Origin of the sequence: Actinoplanes sp. NPDC024001 (assembly GCF_040638955.1) — a bacterium.
In the GTDB taxonomy this organism is placed as follows: domain Bacteria; phylum Actinomycetota; class Actinomycetes; order Mycobacteriales; family Micromonosporaceae; genus Actinoplanes.
In genome coordinates this window covers 21,298-47,051 of sequence record NZ_JBEZZB010000008.1, presented here as the reverse complement: position 1 = coordinate 47,051, position 25,754 = coordinate 21,298, and the positions used below count along the sequence as shown (strand labels likewise).

The following is a 25,754-nucleotide window of genomic DNA, read 5'->3' as shown; positions in this document are numbered from 1 at the left end:
TCACTTAGCGTAGAAGTCCGGCGCACGTTTACGGCACCACCTCGTCGGGCGCCCCACCGCGTGCCGCCGGCACGGGTGCGGCGGCGTCCGGCAGTTCGACGATGCGGCCCGGCTCCCACGGCTGCGACCAGCCGGCCATGTCCAGCAGAACCGAGATCACCCCCGCCGTGAAGCCCCACACGAGCAGTCCACGAACCTGGAAGGCGGGCCCGATCCAGCCGCTCGGATGTCGCACCCGAATACGGTTGGCGGGGTCGGCCAGTTCACTGATCGGCAGCCGGGCGACATGCGCCACTTCAGCGGGCTGCCGTGGGCGCACCGGGTGCGGGTTCCGCCACCAGGCCAGCACCGGGGTCACCACGAACCGGCTGACCGGGATCCACAGGTCCGGCAGCAGGGCCAGCACGTCCGCGCTGGACCGGTCGAGGCCGACCTCCTCGTCCGCCTCGCGCAGCGCGGTGGCGGCCGCGTCGGCGTCCTCCGGGTCGGTGGCCCCGCCCGGGAAGGCGGGCTGACCGGCGTGGTTGCGCACGGTCGCGGCCCGCTGCAGCACCAGCAGGTCGGGCCCGCCCGGGGTGTCCGCGGCCGGCTCGCTCTCGCCGAGCAGCACCAGGACCGCGCTGGCCCGCCCGTCACCGCCGGCCGGCTGGCGCAGCGTGGTGAAGTCCTCGGTGCGGCACTGCCCGGCCCGGGTCAGCAGCGGCTCGAACCAGGACGGCAGATCGTCCGGCCGGTTGAGGATCTGTCCGTGGCTCATCGTGTCACCGTCACCCCGGTGTGTTCCCGGACCTGCTCGATCACGCCGTCGACGTCCAGGGCGCGGCGATGCACGTACATCTCGCCGTCGGCGTCGACGAAGAGGGTGGCCGGCAGGCCTGCCTGTTTCACTGCCGCCTGAAGTTTCCCGTCCGGGTCGACGAGCGTCGGCAGGCTGATGTCGTTGTCGGCGGCGAACGAGGCGGCCGCCTCGCGCCGGTCGGAGCTGTCCACGCCGATCACCGTGAGCTGCCCGGCGGTCCGGTCGGCGAGCCCCTGCATGACCGGCAGCTCGTCCCGGCAGGGCGCGCACCAGGACGCCCAGATGTTGATCACAGCGGGCCGCGGCAGGGTGTGCAGGGCGACCTCCTGGCCGCCGGTGAAGCAGGCGAACGTCAGGTCGGGCAGCTCGCTCGCGACGGCGGGCGCACCGGCCGGCGCGGGGCAGTCAGCGAAGGGGGACGGTGTCTCCGGCTCGTCCGGCTCGGCGGCGGCAGTGCACGACGACATCGCCAGCACGACGGCGGCGGCCGCCGGCAGCCCGCGGAACCGCCTCACGGTTCCTCCGGGGCGAGCACCGCGGCGGCCGGAACCAGGTCGGGGTCGACGCCGGCGGCCACGGCCAGGTCGCGGGCGCGCGGTCCCTTGAGCAGTTTCGCCGCAGCGGCGGCCTCGGTCGGCCCCGTCCCGTACGACGGGCACATCGTCGCCAGCGTGCAGGCGCCACAGGCCGGTTTGCGGGCGTGGCAGACCCGCCGCCCGTGGAAGATCACCCGATGCGACAGCATCGTCCAGTCGCGTTTCTCGATCAGGTCCCCGACCTGGAACTCGATCTTCACCTCGTCCTGCTCGTCGACCCAGCCGAAGCGGTTGGTCAGCCGCTTGAAGTGGGTGTCGACCGTGATCCCGGGCACACCGAACGCGTTGCCCAGGATGACGTTGGCGGTCTTGCGGCCGATGCCGGGCAGTTTCACCAGCTCGTCCAGCCGGCCCGGGATCTGACCGTCGTGCCGCTCGATCAGCGCCTGACCGAGCCGGATCAGCGAATTGGTCTTGGCCCGGAAGAACCCGGTGGGCCGCAGCAACTGCTCCATCTCGGCCCGGTCGGCCGCGGCGTAGTCGGCGGCCGTCCGGTACTGCTGGAAGAGTTTGGGCGTGACCTGGTTGACCCGGACGTCGGTGGTCTGCGCGGACAGGATGGTCGCGACGGCCAGCTCGAGCGGGTTGGTGAAGTCGAGCTCGCAGTGCGCGTCCGGATGGGTCTCGGTCAGCACCCGGCTCATCTTGCGGGCCCGCCGTTTGCGGCCCAGCTCCGTTTCCCGCGCGAAACGGGCAGGAGACGCTGCGCGGGGTCGGTTCACCGGTAAAGAGTACGTCGGTCGCTCCCTAAGGTCGGTCACGCCGACGGCTTGATCGTCCCGTCGTCGCCGATCGTGGCGGCGGTCTCGTCGAAGTCGGACGCGGAGAGCTCGGCGACCATCTTGCGGCCGCGCTCGTTCTTCGCGTCCCGGATCGGTACGCCGTTGCCGTTGAGGTACGTGGAGAGGAACCTGCCCCCCGCGTACTCCCCCTCCTTGGTCAGCGACACGTGCAGGATCCCGGAGTACTTGAGCACCCCGTCCCGCGACAGGGTCCGGCCGCCGCCCGCGAAGTTGCCCAGGCTGTACGCGATCAGCTTGCCCTTGTAGAACTCCATCCCGCGCAGCACGTGCGGCCCGTGCCCGACGACCAGGTCCGCGCCGGCGTCGATGACGGTGTGGCTGAACTTGATCGGGTCGCCCCGGTTCTCCCCGAAGAACAGCTCGGTGCCCGGCTTGACGTGCGTCTTGTCCGAGCCCTCGGCGCCCATGTGCACCTGCACCACGACCAGGTCGGCCTGCGACGCGGCCTCCTTGACCACGGCCCGGGCGGCGGGCAGGTCGTTCAGGTTGTTCGCCCCCGCGTACGACGAGAAGCCCAGCACCGCGACCTTGACGCCCTCGACCTCGACCACGGTGATCTGGCCCTCGGCCCCGGTGTGCTCCAGCCCGGCCTTCTCCAGCGCCTCCGTGGTGTTGCGGTACCCCTGGGTGCCGTAATCCTTGGAGTGGTTGTTCGCCGTGTTGAGCAGTTCGAAACCGGCGTCCTTGAGGTGCTCGGCATAGGCCGGCGGCGCCCGGAAGGCGAAGCAGTTGGGCCGCGGCGGCGACCCGCACTTGGACGTGCCGGTGTCCCCGGTGAGCGGCTGCTCCAGGTTGCCCATCACCAGATCGGCGGCGAGCCCGTCACGGACCGAGTCGAAGAAGCCGTCGCCGTCGTTCGCCGGGAGCTTGTTGGGCGCGCTGCCCATGATGATGTCGCCGGTCGCGGAGAGCGTGATCGATTCGACCGTCGCGGACTCCTCGACAGGAGCATCCTGGCTGGTGGCGGTCGCCGTGGCGGCCGGTGCGGACGCCGCGGGCGGACTCCAGCGCGGATCCTCGTCGTTGTCCCGCTGCGCCAGGGCAATACCCCCCAAACCGGCACCAACCAGGGCAGCAACGGCAATGGTGACGGTCAGAGCAGGTCGTCCGAAAAGGCCCTGGCGGTGGGACGGGGGGTGCGAATTCATCGACCGGGACGATACCGTCGGTCCGCAAGCGGGATCGACAGACGAAAGGCCTGTCCTGATATGCCCGGACCGCCGAATTGTCACTGGCGGTCATGGCAAATCTGGTTACCGTCCAGTATCTGGATCAAGGGGTGGCCGCCCGTTTCCCGCCCGCGTGCGCCTAGACTGATCGAGCGCAGACGTTGCGCGTTTTCGGAGGTGCGGCGATGGATGAGGTACTGGCTCGCAGCGGAATCTTCCAGGGAGTTGACCCGGAAGCCGCCGAGGCGCTCGCCAAGGAGATGGACACGATCGAAGTCCGTAAGGGCGACGTGGTCTTCAACGAGGGCGAGGCCGGCGACAGCCTGTACATCGTGCTCTCCGGGAAGATCAAGCTCGGTCGCCGGGCGGCGGACGGACGACAGAATCTCGTCTCGATCATGGGTCCGTCCGACATGCTCGGCGAGCTGTCCCTCTTCGACCCCGGTCCGCGTACGGCGACGGCGACCGCGGTCACGGACAGTCGCCTGGCGCGGCTGAAGAAGTCGTCACTGCGGCCCTGGCTGAACAACCGGCCGGAGATCGCCGAGCAGCTGCTCCGAGTGCTGGCCCGCCGCCTGCGCCGGACCAACGACGCGCTCGCTGACCTGATCTTCACCGATGTCCCGGGCCGGGTGGCGAAGAACCTGCTGCAGATGGCCGGCCGGTTCGGCACCCGGGACGGGGGCGTGCTGCGGGTGACCCACGACCTCACCCAGGAGGAGCTGGCCCAGCTCGTCGGCGCCTCCCGGGAGACGGTGAACAAGGCGCTCGCCGACTTCGCCTCCCGGGCCTGGCTGCGGCTCGACGGCAAGAGCGTGATCATTCTCGACCCGGAGCGGCTGGCCCGCCGGGCTCGCGTCTGACACAAGCACGCTTATAAGGGGCCGCCCATCGGGCGGCCCCTTATTCGTGTCCGTTCCACCTGTTCGTGGGACCGGACCGATGCACCCGAGTCCGTGTCGCACCCGCACGGATCCTCGTTACGGAGGTGGCCGAGAGGCACCGGCGTGACAGGGAAGGGGCATGGCAAAGGTGGCACAGGCATGACCGACTGCACCGAGCGGCACCCGGCCGCGCCTGCCCTGGGAAGCCGCACGCGAGGGCCAGGAGGGCATGTCCAGGGAAGTACCGCATGACCGTGCTCGACACTGCGCTGGACCCCCGCGACCCCGCCTATCTGGAGGGGCGCAGCTCCACCCTGCAACTGCTCGCCGAGCTCGAGGCCGTGCTCGACCAGGCGCGCGCGGGCGGCGGGGAGAAGTGGGTCACCCGGCATCACGCGCGCGGCAAGCTGCTGCCCCGTGAGCGCATCGAGATGCTGCTCGACCAGGACGGCCCGTTCCTGGAGCTCTCCCCGGCCGCGGCCTGGGGATCCGAGTTCCCGGTGGGCGCGAGCGTGGTCACCGGGGTCGGCGTCGTCGCCGGCGTCGAGTGCATGGTGATCGCGAACGACCCGACCGTGGACGGCGGGGCGGTCAACCCGTACACCGCGGACAAGATCCGCCGGGCCGCGCGGATCGCCTCGGTGAACCGCCTGCCGATGGTGAACCTGGTGGAATCCTCGGGCAGCGGCACCTCGGCCGGCGGCATCGCCCGCGAGCTGAGCCGGCTCACCGCCGACCGGGCGCCCACCATCTGTGTGATCTTCGGGCTCACCACCGGGGACGCGGCCTACCTGCCGGCCCTCTCCGACTACACGATCATGGTGCGCGGGCACGCCAAGGTGCTCACCATCCATCCGCAGCCGGTGCGCGGCTCCGCCAACGGTCACGCGAGCGTCGACGTCCGGGCCACGCCGGTCGTCCCGGCCGGCCCGGCCGGACCCGCCGACCAGCTCGCCGAGGACGAGCGGGACGGGCTGCGGCTCGCCCGGCAGTGCGTACGCCGCCTGAACTGGCGCAAGCACGGCCCGCCGCCGCGTACCCCGCATCCGGCGCCGCCCCGCTACGACGCCGAAGACCTGCTGACCCTGGCCGCCGCCGACCCGGCCGGGTTCGAGCCGCGCGAGGTGCTCGCCCGGATCCTCGACGACAGCGACTTCGACGAGTTCAAGCCCGGCCAGAGCACCGGCGTGCTGGCCGGCTGGGGTGAGCTGCACGGCTATCCGCTCGGGGTGCTGGCCACCCCGAGCGGCCCGTGCTCGGCGGCCGAGGCGCAGAAGGCGGTGCACTTCCTGCACCTGGCCAACGCCACCGCCACCCCGCTGCTCTTCCTGCGGCACCGCGGCGCCCCCGGGGACGAGGAGACCGACGCCCGGCACGACGCCCCGCTGGTGCACGCGGTGGCCAAGTCGGCCGTTCCCCACCTGGTCCTGACCATCGGCGAGGCCGATGCGGACACGGCGGACCGCGCCGGCGAGCCCCGGTTCGGGTTCAGCTGGCCGGCGAAGGGCCCCTCCTCGGCCGACGACGGCGTCATCGACCCCCGCGACACCCGTACGGTCCTCGGCCTCTGCCTCTCCGCGGTGCACAGTGCGGCCGTGGAGGGTGCCGGACATGTCGGTGTTTTCCGACCCTGAAAGGTAGACCAGTGATCCGACGACTTCTGGTGGCCGACCGTGGTGAGGTCGCCCGCCGGGTGTTCGCCACCTGCCGACTGGTCGGCATCGAGACGGTCGCCGTCTACTCCGACGTCGATTCCCACGCACCGCACGTCACCGAGGCCGACTACGCGGTCCACCTGCCGGGCAACACCCCGTCGGCCACCTACCTGCGTACCGAGGCTCTGATCGCGGCCGCGCAGCGGGCCGGAGCGAACGCCGTGCATCCCGGCATCGGCGTGCTCGCCGAGGATCCGGATTTCGCCGCCGCGGTGGTCGAGGCCGGGATGATCTGGGTCGGTGCGCCGGCGGAGACGCTGCGGACGCTGAGCGTCAAGCCCGAGGTGAAGAAGCTCGTCGCCGAGGCGCAGGTCCCGGTGCTGCCGACCTTCACCGAGCCGGACCGGGTGCCCGGCTTCCCGGTCCTGATCAAGCCGGCGACCGGCTCCGGCGGCACCGGGATGCGCGTCGTACGCGACGCGTCCACCCTGGCCGAGGCGGTGGCCTCGACCCGCCGCGAGGTCGGCGGCGACGTGTTCTGCGAGCCGTACGTGACCAACGTGCGCCACATCGAGATCCCGATCCTGGCCGACGCGCAGGGCTCGGTGGTCCCGTTCGGTGAGCGGGAGTGCTCGGTGCAGCGGCGCTACCAGAAGATCGTCGAGGAGACCCCGTCGCCGGCGGTCGACCCGGCGCTGCGCGAGGAGCTGTGCCGGGCGGCGATCGTCGCGGTCCGGGCGCTGGGCTACGTCGGCGCCGGCGCGGTCGAGTTCCTCCTCGACGCGGACGGCGACTTCTGGTTCCTCGAACTCACCCCGACGCTGCAGGCCGACCATGCGGTCACCGAGTGCGTGTCCGGTTATGACATGGTGCGCCTGCAGCTGCTGGTCGCCGAGGGCGGCAACCTGCCGATGCCCGGGCCCCCGCCGATCCGCGGACACGCCATCGAGGTGCGGGTCTGCGCGGAGGACCCGGCATACGCCTGGCTGCCCGCCGCCGGCACCCTGCACCGGTTCGCGGTGCCCGACGTGGCCGGCTCGTTCCGCCCGCTGCCGCAGCCCGGCCTGCGCCTGGACGCCGGGGTGGCGGACGGCTCGATGATCGGCATGCACCACGACCCGATGCTGGCGAAACTGATCGCCTGGGCGCCGAGCCGGCAGGAGGCCGCCCGGATGCTGGCGTCCGCGCTGGCCCGCACCCAGCTGCACGGCGTCGTCTCGAACCGGGACCTGCTGGTCCGGGTGCTGCGCCACCACTCGTTCCGCTCCGGCGCCATCGACACCGGGTTCCTGGACCGGCACCCCGAGGTGTTCGCGCCGCTGCTCTCCTCGGTCGACGCGGTGCGTCTCTCCTGCCTCGCCGCCGCCCTCGCCGGCGCCGCGGCGCGGCGCGCGACGGCGCCGGTGCTCGGCTCGCTGCCGTCAGGCTGGCGCAATGTTCCCTCCGGTTCCCAGACCGCGGTGTACGACGGCCCGACCGGCCCCGTGGAGGTCGGCTACCGGATGAACCGGCACGGCGACCTGGCCGGCTGGTGGGTGCGCGCCGTCGATCCCGAGGAGCTCGATCTGGCCGGCCTCGGTCAGGCCCCGATGGACGAGCACCCGCCGATCGTCGTGGTCCAGGCCAGCGGCGACCGGGTGGTGCTCAACGTGCAGGGCATCCGGCTCACCGTCCTGGTGCACCGGGTCGGCGACGTCTCGTACGTGGACAGCCCGGAAGGCTCGGTCGCCCTCCGCGAGATCTCCCGCTTCCCGCTGCCCGCTCCCGAGGCCGCGGAGAGCTCACTGATCGCCCCGCTGCCCGGCGCGGTCCGCCGCGTGCTGGTCGTTCCCGGTCAGCGGGTCCGGGCGGGCGAGCTGCTGCTCACCCTGGAGGCGATGAAGCTCGAACACCCGGTGCACGCCCCGGCCGCCGGCGTGGTCGCCTCGCTGCCGGTTCACCCCGGCGCCGAGGTGGACACCGGCGAACTGCTGGCCGTCCTCGACCCCGAGTGACGGTGAGGCTGCTGCGGCCACCCACGCCCGGCGCATGTCACGGGCATGGGTGGTTCGGCGGGGCCACCACGCCGTACCGAAAAGGCAGCGTGACCGGCGTGCTCAGCTGAACCAGCGGCTGAAGAAGCCCTTCCGGGCGCCCGGGTTGTGCACCGTCGGGGTGTCGTCCTCGCGGGTCGGCGTGTTCGGCACGATCGGGCGCGGCCGCGGCGGCTGGTAACTCGGCGTGGTCGCCGAGCGATAGACGGTGGGCGGCGGCTGCGGTGTGTTCGGGTCGAGCTGCAGGTTGTTCAGCAGGTCACGGAGCTGCTCGGCGGTGGGCCGGGAGGCCGGGTCGTTGGCCATGCCGTAACGCAGGATGTCGGTGAGGGCGCGCGGCACGCCGGGCAGCTCCGGGATCGGCTGGTGGAAGAGGTCCATCAGCGTGATCAGACTCGGACTGCGGTCGCTCTGCCAGCGCGGCGGGCGGCCGTTCATCACCGCGTAGAGAGTGGCGCACAGGGCGTAGACGTCGCAGGCGCCGGACGGGCTGTCGTGCCGGAACATCTCGGGCGGCGCGTAGGCCGGGGTGAGCACCTCGAGGGTGACCGACGAGTCGCGCATCTCGCCCAGCACCGCGAGCCCGAAGTCGGCGAGCACGGCCGGGTTGAAGTGCGAGTACAGGATGTTCGCCGGCTTCACGTCGCGGTGCAGCACGCCGTTGGCGTGCGAGTGCACCAGCGCGTCGGCGATCTTGATGCCGACGTCGCGCGCCTCGACCGGGTTGAGCGGCGAGACCCGCATCCGGTCCAGGTACGACCCGTCGCAGAGCTCCATGATCAGGTACGGGTGCTGGTCGACCGTCACCCCGACGTCGAAGAGGTCGACCACGTGCGGGTGCGACGACATCCGGCCGGCCGCGCGTGCCTCCCGCAGAAAGCGGGCCTGGTCGCGGGCGTTGTCGAGGGTGCGGTTCTCCATCTTGATGGCGACCTCACGGCCCACCGAGTCCTGGGTCGCGCGGTACACGGTCGCATAACCACCCCGTGCCATGACCGACAAGCCGGACATGCCTGGCACGTACGGTACGGGCAGGGCGCCAGGCGGGGTCTCCGTCACGCTAAAGAAAATACGCCAGCCGGATCAAAGATCATCCGGGCACGTCAGACGCGTAGGCGACAGTTTCCTCGACGACGGTCACCGCGAGGGTGTCACGCAGCTCCTCGGCCGCCACCCGCTCGCTCGCCTGCTCGGTCGCGTGGGCCAGCCGGACCGCCTCCTCGGCCGCCGCCCGGGCCTCCTCGCACCGGTCCGCGGCGGCCAGCACCCGGGCCCGCACCATCGCCGCGATCACGCCGCTGCGCACGTCCTCGGCGGGCACCTCACGGGCCCGCTCGATCCAGGTCAGGGCCGACTCCACCCGGCCGTCGGCGAGCAGCGCCGAAGCGTACGCCGCGAGCGCGTGCCGCCGGGAGAAGAGCAGCGACGGGGTGGACGTGTCGCTCGCGATCGGCGCCAGCAGCCCGATCGCGGTGCCCGCGTCCCCGGCCCGGTTGCGCGCCTCGGCCAGCAGCACCCGGGGGCCGACCTGGGCCGGCGCCAGCGGATTGTGCGGCTCGACCGCGGTCATCACCCGGCGCGCGTCGGATTCCGCGGTGGCCAGGTCGCCGCGCTGCAACGCGACGAAGCCGTGCAGGGTGCCGGCCATCCCGAGCAGCAGCGGGTGCCCGGTGCGCTCGGCGTAGACCAGCGCGTCGGTCAGCAGGTCGGCGGCGTGGTCCAGCTCGTTCAGGCTGCGGGCGATGGCGCCGCGCACCACCATGGCCAGGCCCCGGCCCCAGTCGTCGGAGAGCTCGTTGAACTCCCGGAACGCCCGCCGGGCCTGGCTGTCCGCCGCGCCGAGGTCGCCGAGCTCGGCGGCCGCGTAGGCCTCCACCACGCGCAGCGTGCCGACCGCCCAGCCCTCGCCGACCCGGTCACCGAAGGGCAGGAAGATCCGGGCCAGCCGGCGGGCCTCCTGCAGCCGGCCGGCGAGCAGCCGGGCGAAGGCGGTGGTGCCGCGCAGCCAGGACCGCCCGACCGGGTCGCCCAGCTCGGCGAAGAGCCGCGCGGCCCGGCCCAGCACCGCGTCGGTGCCGGCGAAGTCGCCCCGGGTGGTGGTCACCCAGGCCAGGTTCTGCAGCGCCCAGGCCTGCCCGTGCCGGTCGCCGGCGGCGAGCGTCACCTGGTACGCCGCGGCGAACCGGCTGCTCGCCTGGCTCAGCTTGCCGGCCAGGAAGTCGGCCATGCCGAGGCGGCGCATCGCGTTGGCCCGCTCCGGCAGCAGCTGCGCCTCGGTCGCCACCTCCAGGGCCTCCTGCCAGGCGGCCACGGCCCGGGTGGTGTCGCCGAGCGCCTCGTACGCCCGGCCGACCAGGATCGTCCCCTCGGCACGGCACACCGGATCGTCCTCGGCGGCCTCGGTGATCTTCTCGCCGTACGCCAGCGCGTCCTCGGCCCGGCCCAGGCGCAGCAGCGCGCGGGCGTGCACCAGCTGGTCGGCCAGCGGCAGGCCGTCGCTGGTCAGCGCGGCGGCGCGTTCCGCGTACTCGATCGCGGCGGCCGGCTCGATGTTGGCCAGCGCGCGCCGGGCCATCCGGCCGAGCGCCGCCACACCCAGCGGGGCGACCTCGCGGGCCGCGGCGTCCGGCCGCAGCCTGACCGCGTCAGCCAGCTCGACCGCGCACTCGGCGTGGGTGGCGATGAACGCGTCCCGCTCGTTGTCGGTCAGGTTGAGCCGGACCGCGCCGTCGTGCCCCTCCCGGATGTTCTCCGGCGCCGCCCAGGTCGCGAGGTAGGCGTGCCGCTCGGCGAGGTCGGCCTTGCCGATGTTCGCGTAGGCCGCCTCCCGCATCAGCGGGGTGGTGAACTGGTAGCCGCCGCGCGCCCGGTGCAGCATGCGGCGCTGGAGCAGCTCGTCGACGGCACGCTCCAGCTCCACGGTCGCGACCGCGCCGGGCAGCATGTCGGTGCCGGCCCGCCGCTCCTGCAGCGCCTCCAGCACCCCGCTCGGCACGGTCGTCCCGGCCACCGACGCGTCGCGCAGCACGGCCCGCGGCTCCGCCGGAAGGGCGTCGATGCGGGCCGCCAGCACGGCCGCCAGGTCCCGGGAGAGCAGCTGGCTGCCGAGCGACCCGGCGGCCAGCTGCCACCGGCCAACCGCATTGGCGCCCACCGCCGGGGTGAGCAGGCCGCGCTCCATCAGCAGGGTGACCATCTCGGCCAGGTAGAACGGGTTGCCCTGGGCGGTGGCGAGCAGCCGGTCGCTGTCGTGCGAGGGCAGCTTGCCGCCGTTCAGATAGGAGGTGAGCAGCCGAGACGCGTCGGCGCCGCGCAGCGGGGGCAGCGTGTGCACCTCGGCGTCGGCCAGCCGGGTCATCGCCCCGGCGGTGCGGACCAGCTCGGGCCGGCCCAGCAGCAGCACCACGACCGGGCCGTCCAGCAGGGACAGCGTGCTGCCGAGCGCGTCCATCGTGGTGGCCGTGGCGTCGTGCAGGTCGTCCACGATCACCATCAGCGGCGCCTCGGCGGCGAGCGCGCTGAGCACGTCGGCCACCGCGATCGAGATGGCCTCGGCGTCGACCCGCTTGGCGCTCGGCGGCCAGTCCGCCGGGGCGGCCGGGCCGACCTGGTTCGTCTTGGCCTCGCCGTATCCGAGCAGCACCAGCAGCCGGTCGGTGTCGAACTGGGCGCCCAGCCGGTTCGCCAGCTTGCGCAGGCGTTCCTCGACGACCGAGCGGCCGACCGTGGCGACCACGTCCTTGGGCAGGCCGGCGGCCTTGCGGATCAGGTCGGCCAGCGGCGCGTAGCGGCGGCGCTCGCCGAACGCCCGGCAGCGCACCCGCAGCACCCGGGCGCCGTGCCCGTTGTAGTCGAGGGCGAGACGCTTGACCTCGCCGGCGAACCGGGACTTGCCGATCCCGGCCTCCGCGGTCATCACCATGATCCGCGGGGTGCCGGAGTCGATCGCCTCGGCGAGCCGGCCGGAGACCCGGCCCAGCTCGGTCTCGCGCCCCACGAACGGCGCCTCGTCGCCGAGGCCGGAGCGGGTGCCCGGCGCGTCGTGCAGGCCGAGCAGTTCGTACGTCGGGACCGGCTCCCGCTTGCCCTTGAGCCGCAGCGGGCGCAGCTGCCGCCAGGAGGCGACGTGCCGGGTGCCCGCACTGGTCCGCTCGCCCGCGTAGACCCCACCGACCGCGGCGGCGTCGGCCAGCCGGGCCGCGGTGTTCACCGTGTCGCCGATGACCGTGTACTCGATACCGGCCTGCATGCCGGCCACGACCTCGCCGGTGTTGAGCCCGACGCGCAGGCCGAGCGGCGCCCCGCCGCCGCGCTCGTCGTCGAGGACCCGGCGCACCGCGCGCTGCATGCTCAGCGCGGCCCGCACCGCGCGCTCGGCGTCGTCCTCGTGCGCCACCGGCGCCCCGAAGACCGCCATGATCCCGTCGCCGGTGAGCTTGTCCACGTGCCCGCCGAAGGTCTTCACCGCGCCGGCCAGCGCGGCCAGCACCCGGTCGGTGACCGCGCCGACCCGCTCCGGGTCGAGGTCCTCCGACCAGGAGGTGAAGTCGGAGAGGTCGCCGAAGAGCACGGTCACGATGCGGCGCTCGGCGGCGGGCAGCGAGGCGGCCGAGGGCAGGGCTGCGCCGCAGTTATGACAGAAGCGGGCACCGGGAACGGCGACGGTCCCGCACACGGGGCAGGTCACGGCCGATCCAACCGGTCGGTCCGGCTCAGGTATTCCAGCTGGGCGGCGGCGGACCACTCGGCGGCGAAGCGCAGCGCCGGTTCCAGGTCCGGATAGACCACGTCGACCACCGCCTCCGGCGTGGTCGCCCCGGCCGCCATCGCGGCCGCCACCTGCGCCAATCGCTCACGGCGGTGGTCCAGGTAGAAGCCGGCGCGCTCGGCCGTGTCGGCGCGGGCCGGTCCGTGGCCCGGCAACATCAGAACCTCGGGGTACGCGCTGAGCACGTCCAGACTTCGCAGGTACGCGCCCAGGTCGCCGTCCGGCCGGGCCACCACCGTGGTCCCGCGCCCGAGAATGGTGTCGCCGGTGAACATCGCCCGCTCGTTCCCACACTCGACGAGAAAACACACCGAATCACTCGTGTGCCCCGGAGTGTCCAGCACCTGTATTTCGAGCCCGTTCCCGCCGAGATGCTCCTTCGGGTCCAACGCCTCACCGTGCCGGCAGAACCCGGGGTCGGCGGCGAGCACCGCGGTGCCGCCGAGCAGCTCGGAGAGCCGGTCGGCGCCCTCGACGTGGTCGTGATGACCGTGCGTGATGAGGATGAATTGGAACGGGCCGAACTCGGCTATTCGCCGCAGGTGACCCTCGTCGAGCGGGCCGGGGTCGATCACGGTCGCGTAGTCGGCGCCCGGCGCCCGCAAGATCCAGGTGTTGGTGCCGTCCAGCGTCATCGGACCCGGGTTGGGCGCTCGCAGCAGCGTCACCCAACCCGGTAGCCGGTCGACCTCCGCCGACTCGGGCTCAGCACCCCCCATGACCCGAATCGTACGTCGCACCCCCGGCAATGGCCGAGACACGATGTCCGATCCGGTCACCTTGGGTCACCAAAAGCGCCCGAATCCCCCAAGATCAGGCCACTTCGGCGATGACTTCCACCTCGACCGGTGCGCCGAGCGGCAGTTCGGAGACCCCGACGGCGCTGCGCGCGTGCCGGCCCTGCTCACCGAAGACGTCGCCGAACAGGTTCGAGGCCCCGTTGACCACGGCCGGCTGACCGGTGAAGCCCGGCGCGGACGCCACGAACCCGGTCAGCTTGACGATCTTGACGAGCCGGCCCAGGCCGACCAGCGACTCGATCGCGGCCAGCGCGTTCAGCCCGCAGATCCGGGCCATCTCGGTGGCCTCCTCTCCAGTGACCTCGGCGCCCACCTTGCCGGCCTTGGGCAGCTTGCCGTCCACGAGCGGCAGCTGGCCGGAGACGTAGACGTAGTTGCCGGACTGCACCGCGGGAACGTAGGACGCGAGCGGCGGCACCACCTTCGGCAGCGTCAGGCCCAGCTCGGCGAGCTTCGCGTACGCGTCGACGCCGCCCTCACCGGCGACCGGGGCCGGGGTGGTCACGACTGAGCCTTCATGGTCATGCCCTCCGGGCCCTCGCCTGCGGAGTCATAGGCCGGTGCGGCCGGGTGCCGCTCGGTGCAGTCGGTCATGACTTGGGCCGCTTCATGTAGGCGACCAGGTTCTCCGGGTTCGGGCCCGGAACGACCTGGACCAGCTCCCAGCCGTCCTCGCCCCAGTTGTCGAGGATCTGCTTGGTCGCGTGGACCATCAGCGGCACGGTCACGTACTCCCACTTCTGCATGGCGTGGACTACTCCCTATCCGTCGGCTACCGGCACAGCTTAGGACGCGACGGATCAGGTGGTTGGTTAGGCTGAGCGGGAAAGCTGACGCACCGTGCACATGCCATCACTGAGCGGAGGGTGACATGACGCAGCACGCAGACGGCGACCGGTCCGGACATCCGGATCCCCCGCCGTCGCCCGAGCCGGAACCGCCGATGCCGATCCCCCCGGACGAGCCGATCCCGATCCCGGAGCCGCCGCACGCCGGCGGCCCGGCCGGGACCGGCCCACCGGTCGATCTGCCCGTCGCCGGCGGGCCACCACCACCGGTCGTTCAGCACAGCGGTCCGGATGTCGCGGGGGCATCCGGACCGCGGTCTGCGGAGGCCGATCCGTCGGCCCACGCCGACACCGCCGAGCACCCGGTGGTGTTCGCCCCGCCCGACCCGGCCCAGGTGCTCTCGCACACGCCGCCGCCGGGCTGGCACCAGCCGCCGCCGAGCGGTCCCTGGCACGCCCAGCACGAGAAACCCGGCGAGTGGCGGCACCAGCCGCCGGAGCACCTGGCCTTCCAGCACTCCCCGCCGGCGGAGATCCAGCCGCAGCCGGAGCCGATCTGGGTGGGCCCGCCGTCCGGTCAGTCGCCGCTGCTGCCGGGCGACCCGCGCCGGCGCTCGACCGTCTTCCTGTCGATCGCCTTCGCGGCCACCCTGGCGCTCTGCGGTGGTGGCGCGGTCTCGGCGTACTACCTGTTCCGGGACGCCGACAACCCGGGCTCGCCGGACCCGATGACCGCGGTCAACCGCTTCCTGACCGCGGTCTACACGCAACAGGACCCGGCCGCCGCCGGGGATCTGGTCTGCCGCAAGTCGCGCGACGAGGCCAAGCTCGCTCAGCGGGTCGAGCAGATCAGCGCGTACGCGGACGGCTATGAGGGCGCCGTCTTCCGCTGGGACGACCCCGACGTGGCCAGCCGCGACGACGACGAGGCCACGGTCGGCGTACGGGTCGTGATGTCGACCGAGGACGAGAAGACCGCCGCGCAGGATCTGGAGTTCACGGTCATCCGCAAGTCCGGCTGGCTGGTCTGCGACGTCTCCGGCTGAATCGAGCCCGTACCTTTGAGTCATGGGCGAACACCAGAACTGGCCGGAGCGGCTGCACGTGGTGACCGGCAAGGGCGGGACCGGCAAGACGAGCGTGGCCGCCGCCCTGGCACTGGCCCTGGCGTCCGGCGGCCGGCGCACCCTGCTGGTCGAGGTGGAGGGCCGGCAGGGCATCGCCCAGCTGTTCGGTCTCAAGCCCCTGCCCTACGCGGAGCAGCGGATCGCCACCACGACCGGTGGCGGTGAGGTCCGCGCCCTGGCCGTGGACCCCGAGGAGGCCCTCCTCGAATACCTGGACATGTTCTACAAGCTCGGCGCGGCCGGCCGGGCGCTGCGCAAGGTCGGCGCCATCGACTTCGCCACCACGATCGCCCCGGGCCTGCGCGACGTGCTGCTCACCGGCAAGGTCAAGGAGGCGACCACCCGGTCCCGCGACGGCCGCCGGATGTATGACGCGGTGGTCCTGGACGCGCCGCCGACCGGCCGGGTGGGCCGCTTCCTGAACGTCACCGAGGAGACCGCCCGGCTGGTCAAGGTCGGTCCGATCAAGACGCAGAGCGAGAGCGTGGCGGCCCTGCTGCGCTCGCCGATGACCGCGGTGCACGTGGTCACGCTGCTGGAGGAGATGCCGGTCCAGGAGAGCCTGGACGCCATCACCGAGCTGAAGGCGCTGAACATCCCGGTCGGCCGGGTCATCGTGAACGGCGCCCGGCCCGCCCTGCTCCCGGCCGGCAAGGTGACCAAGGCGGAGATCAAGCGCGGCCTCACCGCGGCCGGGCTGCCCGCTTCCCAGGGCACGGTGAGCCAACTCGCAGCCGAGGCACAGGCACACCTGACCCGGCGCGAGCTGGAGGAGTCACTGCGGATGGAGTTGGCCGAGCTGGGACGGCCGATGGTGGAGCTGCCGCAGCTGCCGGAGGGGGTCGACCTGGCGGGTTTGAAGCTGTTCGCGGCCCGACTGATGCAGGCTTGATCAGGGCATTGTCCGATCAAGACGCCTTACTCTGGAGTAGTGGCTGAATTGACCGCCCCACGCCTCGACGTCGACGCGCTCCTCGCCGACCCGGCCATCCGCATCGTGGTGTGCTGCGGCTCGGGCGGGGTCGGCAAAACTACTACCGCTGCCGCTCTCGGCCTGCGCGCCGCTGAGGTGCACGGCCGCCGCACCGTCGTGCTCACCATCGACCCGGCCCGGCGCCTGGCGCAGTCCATGGGCTTGACCGAGCTCGACAACACGCCCCGGCAGGTCAAGGGCATCGACGCCTCGGCCGGCGGCGGTGAGCTACACGCCATGATGCTCGACATGAAGCGCACGTTCGACGAGGTGGTGGAGCAGCACACCACGCCGAAGCGCGCGGCGGAGATCTTCGCCAACCCGTTCTACCAGGCCATGAGCTCGACCTTCGCCGGCACGCAGGAGTACATGGCGATGGAGAAGCTGGGCCAGCTGCGGGCCGGCGAGGAGTGGGACCTGATCGTGGTCGACACGCCGCCGTCGCGTTCCGCGCTCGACTTCCTGGACGCGCCGGCGCGGCTGTCCCGGTTCCTCGACGGGCGGATGCTGCGGATGCTGCTGGCGCCCGCGCGGACCGGCGGGCGGAGCATGTTCAGCCTGGTGACGGCGTCGTTCGGGCTGTTCTCCCGGGCGGTGCAGAAAATCCTGGGCGCGCAGCTGCTCACCGACCTGTCCGGCTTCGTCGCCGCGCTGGACTCGATGTTCGGCGGTTTCCGGCAGCGCGCCGACCAGACGTACCGGATCCTGCAGGACCCGCAGACGGCGTTCCTGCTGGTGGCCGCGCCGGAGCGGGACGCCATCCGGGAGGCGGCGTACTTCGCGGAGCGGCTGGTGGCCGAGCGGATGCCGCTGAGCGGCCTGGTGCTCAACCGGATGCATCAGACCGAGCCGGCCGGCCTGACCGCGGAGGAGAGCGAGGCGGCAGCCGAGCGGCTGGAGGCCGACGACGACCTGCGGTCGGCCGCTGACGTGCTGCGCATCCACGCGGCGCTGCTGCGGCAGACCGACCGTGAGATCCGGGTGTCCGCCACCTTCACCGACGCGTTTCCGGCGGTTCCCACCACCGCGATCGCCGCGCAGCCCGCCGACGTGCACGACGTCGACGGGCTGCGGACGATCGGAGCATTGCTCGCTTGATCAGCGCGCGGTTCCTACTCGCCTGATCAGCGGGTGGAGACGAGCACCTTGTCGGCGCCCTTCTCCCGCAGTGCGGCCTCGAACATCTTCCGCCAGCTCGCCACATGCGGGTGACGGCGCAACAGTGCCCGCCGCTCCCGTTCCGTCATGCCTCCCCAGACGCCGAACTCAATGCGGTTGTCCAGGGCGTCGGCGAGGCACTCGTAGCGGACCGGGCAGCTGCGGCAGATCCTCTTCGCCACGTTCTGCTCGGCGCCCTGCACGAACAGCGCGTCAGGGTCGCCACTCTGACATGCCGCCATGCTGGGCCAGTCGCTGATCATCCCCACGGTTAACGTCCCCCCTTGCTTTTCACCCCCTGCGTCTGCGCGGCCCCGATGTCCCCCCGGGTACGAACTCCCTGCCGCGCAGACGCCGTGCGATGTCTCGCCGGACCATCATGCTCTGTAGTTGGGCGATTACGCAACGTTGTCCCTCAAATACGTATAGCCCGGTAGTTCCGGGCATACTGGCCAGGGAGGTGTAGCGGAACGGGGGTATCTTCGGTGCAGAAGCACGAAAACGCTCCGCCGACCCGGGTGACACGTCACACTCTTATCGGGCGAGTGGGACCTTCTCGGCGGGCAGTCGCGTGCACTGTTCGCGTACCCTGCTCGGGTGACCTCCTGGCTTCGCAGACGCGATCACAACATCTTCACGAACGCGACCTCGCTCATGGTGTGCGGCCTGCTGGCCGGCGTGGTCGTTGCGGCAGCCGCGTTCCCCGCCGCGGCTATGACCGGACTAGCCGCAAAAGCGGGTGGCCAGACGTTCGCGAATCTGCCCAGTGAGCTCAAGGAATTCAGTTCTCCGCAGATCAGCCGGATCTACGCCTCCGACGGGCGCACGCAGCTCTCGCAGTTCTACGACGAGTTCCGCAGCGACGTGCCGCTGAAGGACATCTCCAAGAACATGCAGGCCGCGATCCTGGCCGCCGAGGACCGCAAGTTCTACGACCACAACGGCGTCGACCTCAAGGGCGTCGCCCGCGCGTTCGTGGGCAACAGCCAGGGCGGCGCCCAGCAGGGCGCCTCGACCCTCACCATGCAGTACGTGCGGATGTCGCTGGCCTACTCGGCCACCAACCCGCAGGAGGTGGTCGACGCCACCGAGGACAGCGCGAAGCGCAAGATCACCGAGATGAAGTACGCGCTGCAGGTCGAGAAGCAGCTCACCAAGGACCAGATCCTGGAGCGCTACCTCAACACCGCGCCGTTCGGCGCCCAGGCCTACGGAGTCTTCGCCGCCAGCCAGGTCTACTTCAACAAGAAGCCGAAGGACCTGAGCATCGCCGAGTCGGCCATGCTCGCCGGCATGGTGAAGGCCCCGACCAGCTACAACCCGACGACGCCGGCCGGACACAAGGAAATCACCGCGCGGCGCGACAACTACATCATCCCCGGCATGGTCACCATGGGCGCGATCACCCAGGCGCAGGCCGACGAGGCGAAGAAGGAGAAGGTCCCCACCAAGGTCAAGCAGATCGGCAACGGCTGCACCTCGGTGGCGAAGAACTACTGGGGCTTCTTCTGCGACTACTTCTACCGCTGGTGGATGCAGCAGCCCGCCTTCGGCTCGACGGAGTACGACCGGGAGCGCCGGCTGAAGAGCGGCGGCTACCGGGTCGTCACCACGATCGACCTGAAGGGCCAGGCGGCGGCCCGGACCGAGATCGCCAAGCGGCAGAAGGACGAGAGCCAGAACGCGGTGCTGCTGGCCGGCATCGAACCGGCCACCGGCAAGGTCCGGCTGCTCGCGGCGAACCGGAAGTACAAGCTCGACGACCCCGACAACCCGCAGAACAAGATCTCCTCGGACCCGAAGAAGGCCGCCAAGAAGATCCGGGGCACCCACCCGAACACCACGAACCCGCTGCTGAGCGGCGGTGGCGACATCAACGGCTATCAGGCCGGCTCGGTGTTCAAGATCTTCACGATCATCGCCGGTCTGGAAGCGGGCTACCCGCTCGGCTACACGATCAAGACCGAGGCGCAGTACGAGTCGAAGTACAAGACCAGCCCCAGCGACTCCTCCGCGTGCCGCGGCACCAGCCAGTGGTGCCCGAAGAACTCCGGCAAGGGTGTGGGCGTCTTCACCATGTGGAGCGCGTTCGCGAAGTCGATCAACACGTACTTCGTGCCGCTGGAGGAGCGGGCCGGCGCCGACAAGGTGGTGGCCGTGGCCAAGCGGTTCGGCGTGCAGTTCCGGGCGGGCAACGACAAGGACATGGCCGACAACCCGGAGAAGGCGAAGGGCTGGGGCGCGTTCACTCTCGGCGTGTCGAGCTCGACCCCGCTGGACATGGCGAACGCGTACGCGACGCTCGCCGGTGACGGCATGTACTGCCAGCCGACCCCGGTGGAGAACATCACCACCAAGGACGGCGAGAAGCTCGAGATCGGCAAGCCGCACTGCATCCGGGCCACCACCAAGGACGTGGCCCGGGCGGCGCTGGACGCGGCCCGCTGCCCGGTCGGCGACTCGGCCCAGATGGGTGCCTGCAACGGCTCCACCGCCGGCCCGACCAAGGGCATCGTCGGCCACCCGGTCTTCGGCAAGTCCGGCACCACCGACAACGACAAGACCGCGTCGCTGATCGCCGGCACCACGAAGCTGGTCGTCGCCGGTTACATGGCCAACCCGGACTACGCGGAGCACCGCGACCGGATGAGCCACGACATCATCAACCCGGCGGTGCAGCACACGCTCAAGGAATACATGAAGGGCAAGCCGAAGCAGCAGTTCAAGAAGCCCGGCAGCACCAAGATCGCGTACGGCGATCAGCGCTCGATCCCGAACGTGGAGTGCGACTCGCTCGGTGCGGCCCGCGCCAAGCTGGAGAGTGCGGGCTTCGAGGTGTCGATCGGCAGCGAGGTCGACTCGAAGTGCCCGAAGGGCACCGCGGCGGGCACCAACCCGAGTGGCCGGACGATCAAGAACGGCGCCGTGATCATCGAGGTCAGCAACGGCAAGAACGAGAAGCCGGAAACCCCGGAGGGCGGCCCACAGCCGCCGGGTCCGGGCCGGGGCAACGGCAACTAGCGCAGCACCGGAAACGGGCGGGAGAGTCGATCTCCCGCCCGTTTTCGCGTACCCGAGGGTGTCGCCGGGGCCTCAGCCGAGCTGGCGCCGCACCTCGGCGGCCACCCGGCCGCCCTCGGCGCGCCCCGCCACGGCCGCCTGGGCCGCCTTCATGGCCGGGCCCATCTGGGCCTTGCCGCTGAACCCGCCCGCGGCGAGCGCCTCGGCAACCAGCGCGCTGATCTCGTCGTCGGAGAGCTGCTTCGGCAGGTAGCGGTCCAGCACCTCGCCCTCGGCCGACTCCTTGGCCGCCTGGTCGGCACGGCCCGCACCGGCGAAGGCGGTCGCCGCCTCACGCCGCTTCTTCGCCTCCTTGGTGAGCACCGTCAGCACCTCGTCGTCGGTGAGCTCACGGGCCTCGTCCCCGGCGACCTCGGCGGTGCGCACGGCGGACAGCGCCATCCGCAGCGTCGAGGTGGTCAGCTCGTCCCGGGACTTCATCGCGGCGTGCAGGTCATCGTTCAGGCGGTCTTTCAGCGTTCCCATGGACGGAGAAACTACCCTTGCCGTCATGCGTAAGCGCTCCCTTATTTCGGCCGCCGCCGCTCTGACCGCGCTGGGCGGCGCGACGTTCGCCTATGCCTCCCTGATCGAGCGCAACATGTTCACGCTCCGGCGCTTCGACGTCCCGGTGCTGGAGCCGGACGCGGAACCGCTGCGCATCCTGCACCTGTCGGACCTGCACATGATGCCGGAGCAGCGGCGCAAGCAGGACTGGGTGGCCGCGCTCGTCGGCACCGACCCGGACCTGGTCGTCGTCACCGGCGACAACATGGCCTCGCCGTACTCGGTGCCCGGTGTGCTGCGCGCCCTGGAGCCGCTGCTCGACCGGCCCGGCGCGTTCGTCTTCGGCTCCAACGACTACCGCGGTCCGGTGTGGAAGAACCCCCTGCAGTACCTGCTGCCCGAGCGGGAGTACGTGCAGGGTGTCGACCTGCCCGCCGACGACCTGCGGGACGCCTTCACCGACGCCGGCTGGGCCGACCTGAACAACGCCCGCACCATCCTCAAGGCCGGCGGCCGCTCGATCGAGCTGGCCGGCGTCGACGACCCGCACGTCGACCGCGACGACTACGCCGCCGTCGCCGGTCCGATCAGCCCCGGCGCCGACCTGCACCTGGGCGTCACCCACACGCCCGCCTCCCGGGTCCTGGACGCGATGGCCTCGGACGGTTTCGACCTGCTGCTCGCCGGCCACACCCATGGCGGCCAGGTCTGCGTGCCCGGCTACGGCGCCCTCACCACCAACTGCGACCTGCCGCGGACCATGGCGAAAGGCCTGCACCGCTGGCCCGGCTCGGAGGCCTGGCTGCACGTCTCGGCCGGATTGGGCACTCATCCCACCGCGCCGATCCGCTTCGCCTGCCGCCCGGAGGCCACGCTGCTGACACTGATACCGCGCTGACCTGCGGTTTCGCTGTTCGGGGATACCGGTTGGCGGGGCGCTGAGGGCGTCAGCTAGTATTTCTCTCGCAGCTCGGGGTGTGGCGCAGCTTGGTAGCGCGCTTCGTTCGGGACGAAGAGGCCGTGGGTTCAAATCCCGCCACCCCGACCACGTGGTTGCAGGTCAGGCCCGGTCACCGCTCACGGTGACCGGGCCTGCCGCTTCTGTGCGCCCGGACGAGTCGCCGCCGAACCTTAATGTGCTCGCCGGCCACGCCGATGGGAGCGCTGTGATGGACGGGGAAGACTCTCTGCTGCGTCGCCGTCGCGCTGTCGAGGCCAGCACGTTCGCGGCGCGCGCCAGCGGTTTGATCTCGACGGTCTTTCTCGTCTTCGGCTGGCTGCCACTGCCGGGCGGAACGGCTGCCGATCTCAAAGGCGCGTGCCTCGCCGGAATCGCGATCATGATTCTGGGCAATGTGATGGCGGTGCTCAACTACCGTCGGCCTGACGGTCCGCGCTACGACCGTTTCAGCGCCGTCCAGGTCGTCTGCGACATGCTGGTCATGATCGGGATCGTGGCGGTCTTCCAGATCAGCAGCGACATCACGACATGGCCGGGTCTCGCGATCCCCATCGTGTCCGCTGCCGTTCGCCACCGGCTCCGCGGCGCGCTGATCTCCTGGGCGGTCTCCTCCGCGGCGTTCGCGACGATACTGATCGCTCTCGGGGACCGCGCGGACCGGCCGGAGGACCTGCCCTACGCGATTGTCGTGCATCTGGTGGTCGCCCTGCACGCGGGCACGCAGTCGTCCGCCTTCGCTCGTCATATCCAGCAGCTGGATGCGGCTCGGGAGGCGATGCACCACCAGGCGTCACACGACCTGCTCACCGGTCTGCCCAACCGGGCCAGCCTCGCGGAGCACGCCGAGAAGTCAGTACGAACGCCGATGGCGGTCCTGCTGCTCGACCTCAACGGCTTCAAGCAGGTCAACGACACCCATGGGCACGCTGCGGGTGACCGTCTGCTGCGCGAGCTGGCCCAGCGGGTCACCGACGTTCTGCCGGAGAAGGATCTGGCGTGCCGCCTCGGCGGCGATGAGTTCGTGGTGCTGTTGCCCGATGCCGGACTTGACGAGGCCGCCGATCTGGCGGATCGGATCCGCAACGCCATCACGGCGCCGATTGACCTCGGCGGCCCGATCGTCACCGTCGGAGTGAGCATCGGTGCGGCAGGGCGTGGTGCCGGTGAGTCCATCAGCCTGGACGATCTGCTGGTCGAGGCCGACGCCGCGATGTACCGCAACAAGCACCGCTCCCGGGCTGCCTGACCCGGCCCGGACCACCGGAGTTGTCGGTCAGAGAGCCAGCTGAGCACCCACCTTGCGAGGCGCCACCTGCTGGGGAACCGCGTACGGCCCGAGCATCGTCTCCACCACGGGGGCGATGGACGGGCGGTCGCTGAGCTGCATGAGCCGGGTGGCCCGGGCGAGGGAGCCGGTCTCGCCGTCGCGGAAGCCCTCCCGGTAGCCGCGCTCGTAACGTTCGCCACGGCCGAGGGCACGCCCCAGGGCGAAGCAGGAGGAGCCGGCGAGGGCGAGCAGGAAGAGCATCGCGAAGGGTGTCACAGAACTTTCCTTCCGGGCGCAAGCCGCTAATTAGGCGAAAGCTACCCCAAACAGACATAAGATGCGGTAATGCGGTGATCAAGTACGCCAACGGGTGACCGCCAGGGGTGCCGTACGGGCCTACCCGGCGGCCTGACAAGCTGGATCCTTGTGACTGACTCCGACCTTGCCCGCCAGGTTCGCAGCGTGAGCCGGCTGACCGGCGAATTCACCCTGCGCTCCGGCCGCACCGCCACCGAATACTTCGACAAGTACCAGTTCGAGGCCGACCCGGTCCTGCTCGACAAGCTGGCCGAGCAGCTGGCCGTCCTGATCCCGGAGGGCACCGAGGTCCTCGCCGGGCTGGAGATGGGCGGCATCGCGGTCGTCACCGCCCTGGCCCGGCACGCCGGCTTGCCCACCGCGTTCGTCCGCAAGCAGGCCAAGCAGTACGGCACCGCCCGCCTCGCCGAAGGCGCCGAGGTCGCCGGCCGCCGCGTGCTGGTGGTCGAGGACGTGGTGACCTCCGGCGGCCAGGTGGTCATCTCCACCAACGACCTGCGCAAGCTCGGCGCGCACGTCGACCACGCGCTCTGCGTGATCGACCGCCAGGAGGGCGGCGCCCAGGCGCTGGCCGCCGAGGGCATCACGCTGCGGGCCCTGCTGACCCGCGCCGACCTCGACGCCGCCGCCTGACCGTCACCCACCCGCCGCTGACGCTGACGCGGGCGGCGGCGGGTGGGGACCGGTCAGGGCAGCGTTTCCTCGCGGACCCACGTCACGTAGGCCGGATTGGCGGCCAGCACGGGCAGGGCGAGCACGCACGGCACGTCGTACGGATGCTCGGTGTTGGCCCGCTCGATGATCCGGTCGACCAGGTCGGCCCGGGTGTGCAGGGCGACCCGCGCCTCCGGGTCGTCCTGGATCGCGCCGTCCCAGCGGTAGATGGAGCGGATCGCGGTGACCTGCTGGCCGCACGCGGCGAGCCGGTCGGACACCAGCCGGCGGGTGAAGTCGGCCAGCCACTCCGGGTCGGCGGCGGTGATCACGACCTCGCAGATGCCGGTGCCGGCCGGGTCAGCCATCGGCCCGTTTGCTCAGCTCGGTGGCGATCAGCTCGGCGATCTGCACCGTGTTCAGCGCCGCGCCCTTGCGCATGTTGTCGCCGGTCACGAAGAGCGAGAGGGCCCGCGGATCGTCCATGGCGCGGCGGATCCGGCCCACCCAGGACGGGTCCGTGCCGACCGCGTCGATCGGCATCGGGAACTCGCCGGCCTCGGGGTCGTCGACCAGGATGACACCGGGCGCGTTGCGCAGCACCTGCCGGGCGCCGTCGGCGGTGACCTCGGAGGCGAAGACCGCGTGCACGGCGACCGAATGGCCGGTGACCACCGGCACCCGCACGCAGGTGGCGGAGACCTTCAGCGCCGGAATGCCGAGGATCTTCCGGGACTCGTTGCGGAGTTTCAGCTCCTCCGAGGACCAGCCGAGATCGGCGAGCTGGCCGGACCAGGGCACCACGTTGAGCGCGAGCGGCGCCGGGAACGGGCCCAGATCGTCGCCGACCGCCTGGCGCACGTTGCCCGGCCGGGAGCCGAGCAGCCGGTCGCCGGCCACCTTGGAGAGCTGGTCGTGCAGGGTGTCCACGCCGAACTGGCCGGCGCCGGACGCCGACTGGTACGAGGCCAGGACGAGTTCGCGCAGCCCGTACTCGTAGTGCAGCGGCGCCACGGCCATGATCATCGCCGCGGTGGTGCAGTTCGCGCTGGAGACGATGCCGCGCGGGCGGTGCCCGGCCACCTCACGGTTGACCTCGGGCACCACCAGCGGAACGTCGGGCTCCATCCGGAAGGCGGAGGAGTTGTCGACCACGACCGCGCCGCGGGCGACCGCGATCGGCGCCCACTGCAGCGACACGTCGTCGGGCACGTCGAACATGGCCACGTCGACGCCGTCGAACGCGTCGGCGCTGAGCTCACGCACGACCAACTGCTCACCCCGGCAGGTCAGCACCTTGCCGGCCGACCGGGCCGTGGCGATCAGCCGGATCTCGCCCCAGACGTTGCGCCGCGACGAGAGCAGCTCGAGCATGACGGACCCGACGGAGCCGGTGGCTCCGACGACGGCCAGCGTTGGCTGCGCCATCGGCCG

At 71.4% G+C, this 25,754-nt stretch carries 24 protein-coding genes and 1 tRNA gene; 11 read left to right on the top strand and 14 right to left on the bottom strand.

The window, feature by feature from the left end; translation table 11 throughout:
- Positions 1 to 28: 28 nt before the first annotated feature.
- From AB0F81_RS05305 to AB0F81_RS05290, 4 genes are all read right to left on the bottom strand, one after another.
- Positions 29 to 757, bottom strand: a complete 729-nt coding sequence (locus tag AB0F81_RS05305) for a CoA pyrophosphatase (RefSeq protein WP_360191258.1) — start codon at positions 755 to 757, stop codon at positions 29 to 31.
- Positions 754 to 1,314, bottom strand: coding sequence for a TlpA disulfide reductase family protein (locus AB0F81_RS05300; RefSeq protein ID WP_360191255.1), 561 nt, complete (start codon positions 1,312 to 1,314; stop codon positions 754 to 756). Before AB0F81_RS05300 ends, AB0F81_RS05305 begins: the two co-directional genes overlap by 4 nt.
- Entirely contained in the window at positions 1,311 to 2,039 is a 729-nt protein-coding gene (nth, locus tag AB0F81_RS05295; protein WP_360191393.1) for an endonuclease III, read from the bottom strand. The genes AB0F81_RS05300 and nth overlap by 4 nt, the downstream gene beginning before the upstream one ends.
- A 113-nt stretch (positions 2,040 to 2,152) precedes the next feature.
- A complete protein-coding gene (locus tag AB0F81_RS05290) occupies positions 2,153 to 3,253 on the bottom strand; it encodes a CapA family protein (protein ID WP_360191252.1) in 1,101 nt (366 codons plus the stop codon).
- A gap of 299 nt (positions 3,254 to 3,552) precedes the next feature.
- Between AB0F81_RS05290 and AB0F81_RS05285 the strand changes: the two genes are divergently transcribed.
- The 3 genes from AB0F81_RS05285 (at position 3,553) to AB0F81_RS05275 (ending at position 7,900) form a co-directional block, all read left to right on the top strand.
- Complete coding sequence (locus AB0F81_RS05285) at positions 3,553 to 4,230, top strand: Crp/Fnr family transcriptional regulator (protein ID WP_014447921.1); 678 nt, start codon at positions 3,553 to 3,555, stop codon at positions 4,228 to 4,230.
- A 269-nt stretch (positions 4,231 to 4,499) separates the two neighbouring features.
- Positions 4,500 to 5,885, top strand: coding sequence for a carboxyl transferase domain-containing protein (locus AB0F81_RS05280; protein ID WP_360191247.1), 1,386 nt, complete (start codon positions 4,500 to 4,502; stop codon positions 5,883 to 5,885).
- 11 nt (positions 5,886 to 5,896) lie between these two features.
- A complete protein-coding gene (locus AB0F81_RS05275) occupies positions 5,897 to 7,900 on the top strand; it encodes a biotin carboxylase N-terminal domain-containing protein (protein WP_360191244.1) in 2,004 nt (667 codons plus the stop codon).
- A 102-nt stretch (positions 7,901 to 8,002) separates the two neighbouring features.
- On the opposite strand, the gene AB0F81_RS05270 is transcribed toward AB0F81_RS05275, so the two are convergent.
- The 5 genes from AB0F81_RS05270 to AB0F81_RS05250 form a co-directional block, all read right to left on the bottom strand.
- Entirely contained in the window at positions 8,003 to 8,998 is a 996-nt protein-coding gene (locus tag AB0F81_RS05270) for a serine/threonine-protein kinase (RefSeq protein ID WP_360191242.1), read from the bottom strand.
- A gap of 31 nt (positions 8,999 to 9,029) precedes the next feature.
- Positions 9,030 to 12,626 carry an adenylate/guanylate cyclase domain-containing protein gene (locus tag AB0F81_RS05265; protein WP_360191238.1) on the bottom strand — a complete coding sequence of 1,199 codons (3,597 nt, stop codon included), beginning with the start codon at positions 12,624 to 12,626 and terminating at the stop codon, positions 9,030 to 9,032.
- Positions 12,623 to 13,426: an MBL fold metallo-hydrolase gene (locus tag AB0F81_RS05260; protein WP_360191235.1), complete on the bottom strand. Its 804-nt coding sequence runs from the start codon at positions 13,424 to 13,426 to the stop codon at positions 12,623 to 12,625. Before AB0F81_RS05260 ends, AB0F81_RS05265 begins: the two co-directional genes overlap by 4 nt.
- Positions 13,427 to 13,520: 94 nt before the next feature.
- Positions 13,521 to 14,012: a RidA family protein gene (locus AB0F81_RS05255; protein ID WP_360191232.1), complete on the bottom strand. Its 492-nt coding sequence runs from the start codon at positions 14,010 to 14,012 to the stop codon at positions 13,521 to 13,523.
- A gap of 85 nt (positions 14,013 to 14,097) precedes the next feature.
- A complete protein-coding gene (locus AB0F81_RS05250; protein ID WP_360191229.1) occupies positions 14,098 to 14,253 on the bottom strand; it encodes a DUF4177 domain-containing protein in 156 nt (51 codons plus the stop codon).
- Positions 14,254 to 14,378: 125 nt separating this feature from the next.
- Here AB0F81_RS05250 and AB0F81_RS05245 point away from each other — a divergent pair, with 125 nt between their 5' ends.
- The 3 genes from AB0F81_RS05245 to AB0F81_RS05235 are packed head-to-tail and all read left to right on the top strand — an operon-like array spanning position 14,379 to position 17,493.
- Positions 14,379 to 15,341, top strand: coding sequence for a hypothetical protein (locus tag AB0F81_RS05245; protein ID WP_360191226.1), 963 nt, complete (start codon positions 14,379 to 14,381; stop codon positions 15,339 to 15,341).
- A gap of 22 nt (positions 15,342 to 15,363) precedes the next feature.
- The gene (locus AB0F81_RS05240; RefSeq protein ID WP_360191223.1) at positions 15,364 to 16,314 is read left to right on the top strand and encodes an ArsA-related P-loop ATPase; all 951 of its coding nucleotides are present in this window, start codon (positions 15,364 to 15,366) and stop codon (positions 16,312 to 16,314) included.
- 48 nt (positions 16,315 to 16,362) lie between these two features.
- On the top strand, positions 16,363 to 17,493 hold the full coding sequence (locus tag AB0F81_RS05235; RefSeq protein ID WP_360191390.1) for an ArsA family ATPase: 1,131 nt from the start codon (positions 16,363 to 16,365) through the stop codon (positions 17,491 to 17,493).
- 26 nt (positions 17,494 to 17,519) lie between these two features.
- Here the strand turns inward: AB0F81_RS05235 and AB0F81_RS05230 are convergent, their stop codons facing one another.
- Positions 17,520 to 17,822, bottom strand: coding sequence for a WhiB family transcriptional regulator (locus AB0F81_RS05230; protein ID WP_041832981.1), 303 nt, complete (start codon positions 17,820 to 17,822; stop codon positions 17,520 to 17,522).
- A gap of 328 nt (positions 17,823 to 18,150) precedes the next feature.
- On the opposite strand from AB0F81_RS05230, the gene AB0F81_RS05225 reads away from it, so the two are divergent.
- Positions 18,151 to 20,574 carry a transglycosylase domain-containing protein gene (locus AB0F81_RS05225; protein ID WP_360191219.1) on the top strand — a complete coding sequence of 808 codons (2,424 nt, stop codon included), beginning with the start codon at positions 18,151 to 18,153 and terminating at the stop codon, positions 20,572 to 20,574.
- 72 nt (positions 20,575 to 20,646) lie between these two features.
- On the opposite strand, the gene AB0F81_RS05220 is transcribed toward AB0F81_RS05225, so the two are convergent.
- Positions 20,647 to 21,099 carry a GatB/YqeY domain-containing protein gene (locus AB0F81_RS05220; protein ID WP_360191216.1) on the bottom strand — a complete coding sequence of 151 codons (453 nt, stop codon included), beginning with the start codon at positions 21,097 to 21,099 and terminating at the stop codon, positions 20,647 to 20,649.
- A gap of 25 nt (positions 21,100 to 21,124) precedes the next feature.
- On the opposite strand from AB0F81_RS05220, the gene AB0F81_RS05215 reads away from it, so the two are divergent.
- The 3 genes from AB0F81_RS05215 (at position 21,125) to AB0F81_RS05205 (ending at position 23,327) form a co-directional block, all read left to right on the top strand.
- Entirely contained in the window at positions 21,125 to 22,018 is an 894-nt protein-coding gene (locus AB0F81_RS05215; protein WP_360191213.1) for a metallophosphoesterase, read from the top strand.
- 73 nt (positions 22,019 to 22,091) lie between these two features.
- Positions 22,092 to 22,168: transfer RNA gene (locus tag AB0F81_RS05210), tRNA-Pro, on the top strand.
- A gap of 121 nt (positions 22,169 to 22,289) precedes the next feature.
- Positions 22,290 to 23,327, top strand: coding sequence for a GGDEF domain-containing protein (locus AB0F81_RS05205; protein WP_360191210.1), 1,038 nt, complete (start codon positions 22,290 to 22,292; stop codon positions 23,325 to 23,327).
- A 27-nt stretch (positions 23,328 to 23,354) separates the two neighbouring features.
- On the opposite strand, the gene AB0F81_RS05200 is transcribed toward AB0F81_RS05205, so the two are convergent.
- Complete coding sequence (locus AB0F81_RS05200; protein ID WP_360191207.1) at positions 23,355 to 23,624, bottom strand: hypothetical protein; 270 nt, start codon at positions 23,622 to 23,624, stop codon at positions 23,355 to 23,357.
- A gap of 150 nt (positions 23,625 to 23,774) precedes the next feature.
- Between AB0F81_RS05200 and pyrE the strand changes: the two genes are divergently transcribed.
- Positions 23,775 to 24,299 (top strand): orotate phosphoribosyltransferase, encoded by a 525-nt coding sequence (gene pyrE, locus AB0F81_RS05195; RefSeq protein ID WP_360191204.1) that lies wholly within the window; start codon positions 23,775 to 23,777, stop codon positions 24,297 to 24,299.
- 53 nt (positions 24,300 to 24,352) lie between these two features.
- Here the strand turns inward: pyrE and cutA are convergent, their stop codons facing one another.
- On the bottom strand, positions 24,353 to 24,688 hold the full coding sequence (gene cutA / locus AB0F81_RS05190) for a divalent-cation tolerance protein CutA (RefSeq protein WP_360191201.1): 336 nt from the start codon (positions 24,686 to 24,688) through the stop codon (positions 24,353 to 24,355).
- Positions 24,681 to 25,748, bottom strand: coding sequence for an aspartate-semialdehyde dehydrogenase (locus AB0F81_RS05185; RefSeq protein WP_360191198.1), 1,068 nt, complete (start codon positions 25,746 to 25,748; stop codon positions 24,681 to 24,683). The genes cutA and AB0F81_RS05185 overlap by 8 nt, the downstream gene beginning before the upstream one ends.
- Between the last annotated feature and the right edge of the window lie 6 nt (positions 25,749 to 25,754).

Bases quoted from the DNA above. Each gene is read 5' to 3' on its own strand.
- AB0F81_RS05305 (WP_360191258.1), bottom strand. From the start codon at position 757: ATGAGCCACGGACAGATCCTCAACCGGCCGGACGATCTGCCGTCCTGG.
- nth (WP_360191393.1), bottom strand. From the start codon at position 2,039: ATGAGCCGGGTGCTGACCGAGACCCATCCGGACGCGCACTGCGAGCTC.
- AB0F81_RS05285 (WP_014447921.1), top strand. From the start codon at position 3,553: ATGGATGAGGTACTGGCTCGCAGCGGAATCTTCCAGGGAGTTGACCCG.
- AB0F81_RS05280 (WP_360191247.1), top strand. From the start codon at position 4,500: ATGACCGTGCTCGACACTGCGCTGGACCCCCGCGACCCCGCCTATCTG.
- AB0F81_RS05260 (WP_360191235.1), bottom strand. From the start codon at position 13,426: ATGGGGGGTGCTGAGCCCGAGTCGGCGGAGGTCGACCGGCTACCGGGT.
- AB0F81_RS05250 (WP_360191229.1), bottom strand. From the start codon at position 14,253: ATGCAGAAGTGGGAGTACGTGACCGTGCCGCTGATGGTCCACGCGACC.
- AB0F81_RS05245 (WP_360191226.1), top strand. From the start codon at position 14,379: ATGACGCAGCACGCAGACGGCGACCGGTCCGGACATCCGGATCCCCCG.
- AB0F81_RS05240 (WP_360191223.1), top strand. From the start codon at position 15,364: ATGGGCGAACACCAGAACTGGCCGGAGCGGCTGCACGTGGTGACCGGC.
- AB0F81_RS05220 (WP_360191216.1), bottom strand. From the start codon at position 21,099: ATGGGAACGCTGAAAGACCGCCTGAACGATGACCTGCACGCCGCGATG.
- AB0F81_RS05215 (WP_360191213.1), top strand. From the start codon at position 21,125: ATGCGTAAGCGCTCCCTTATTTCGGCCGCCGCCGCTCTGACCGCGCTG.
- AB0F81_RS05205 (WP_360191210.1), top strand. From the start codon at position 22,290: ATGGACGGGGAAGACTCTCTGCTGCGTCGCCGTCGCGCTGTCGAGGCC.
- cutA (WP_360191201.1), bottom strand. From the start codon at position 24,688: ATGGCTGACCCGGCCGGCACCGGCATCTGCGAGGTCGTGATCACCGCC.
- AB0F81_RS05185 (WP_360191198.1), bottom strand. From the start codon at position 25,748: ATGGCGCAGCCAACGCTGGCCGTCGTCGGAGCCACCGGCTCCGTCGGG.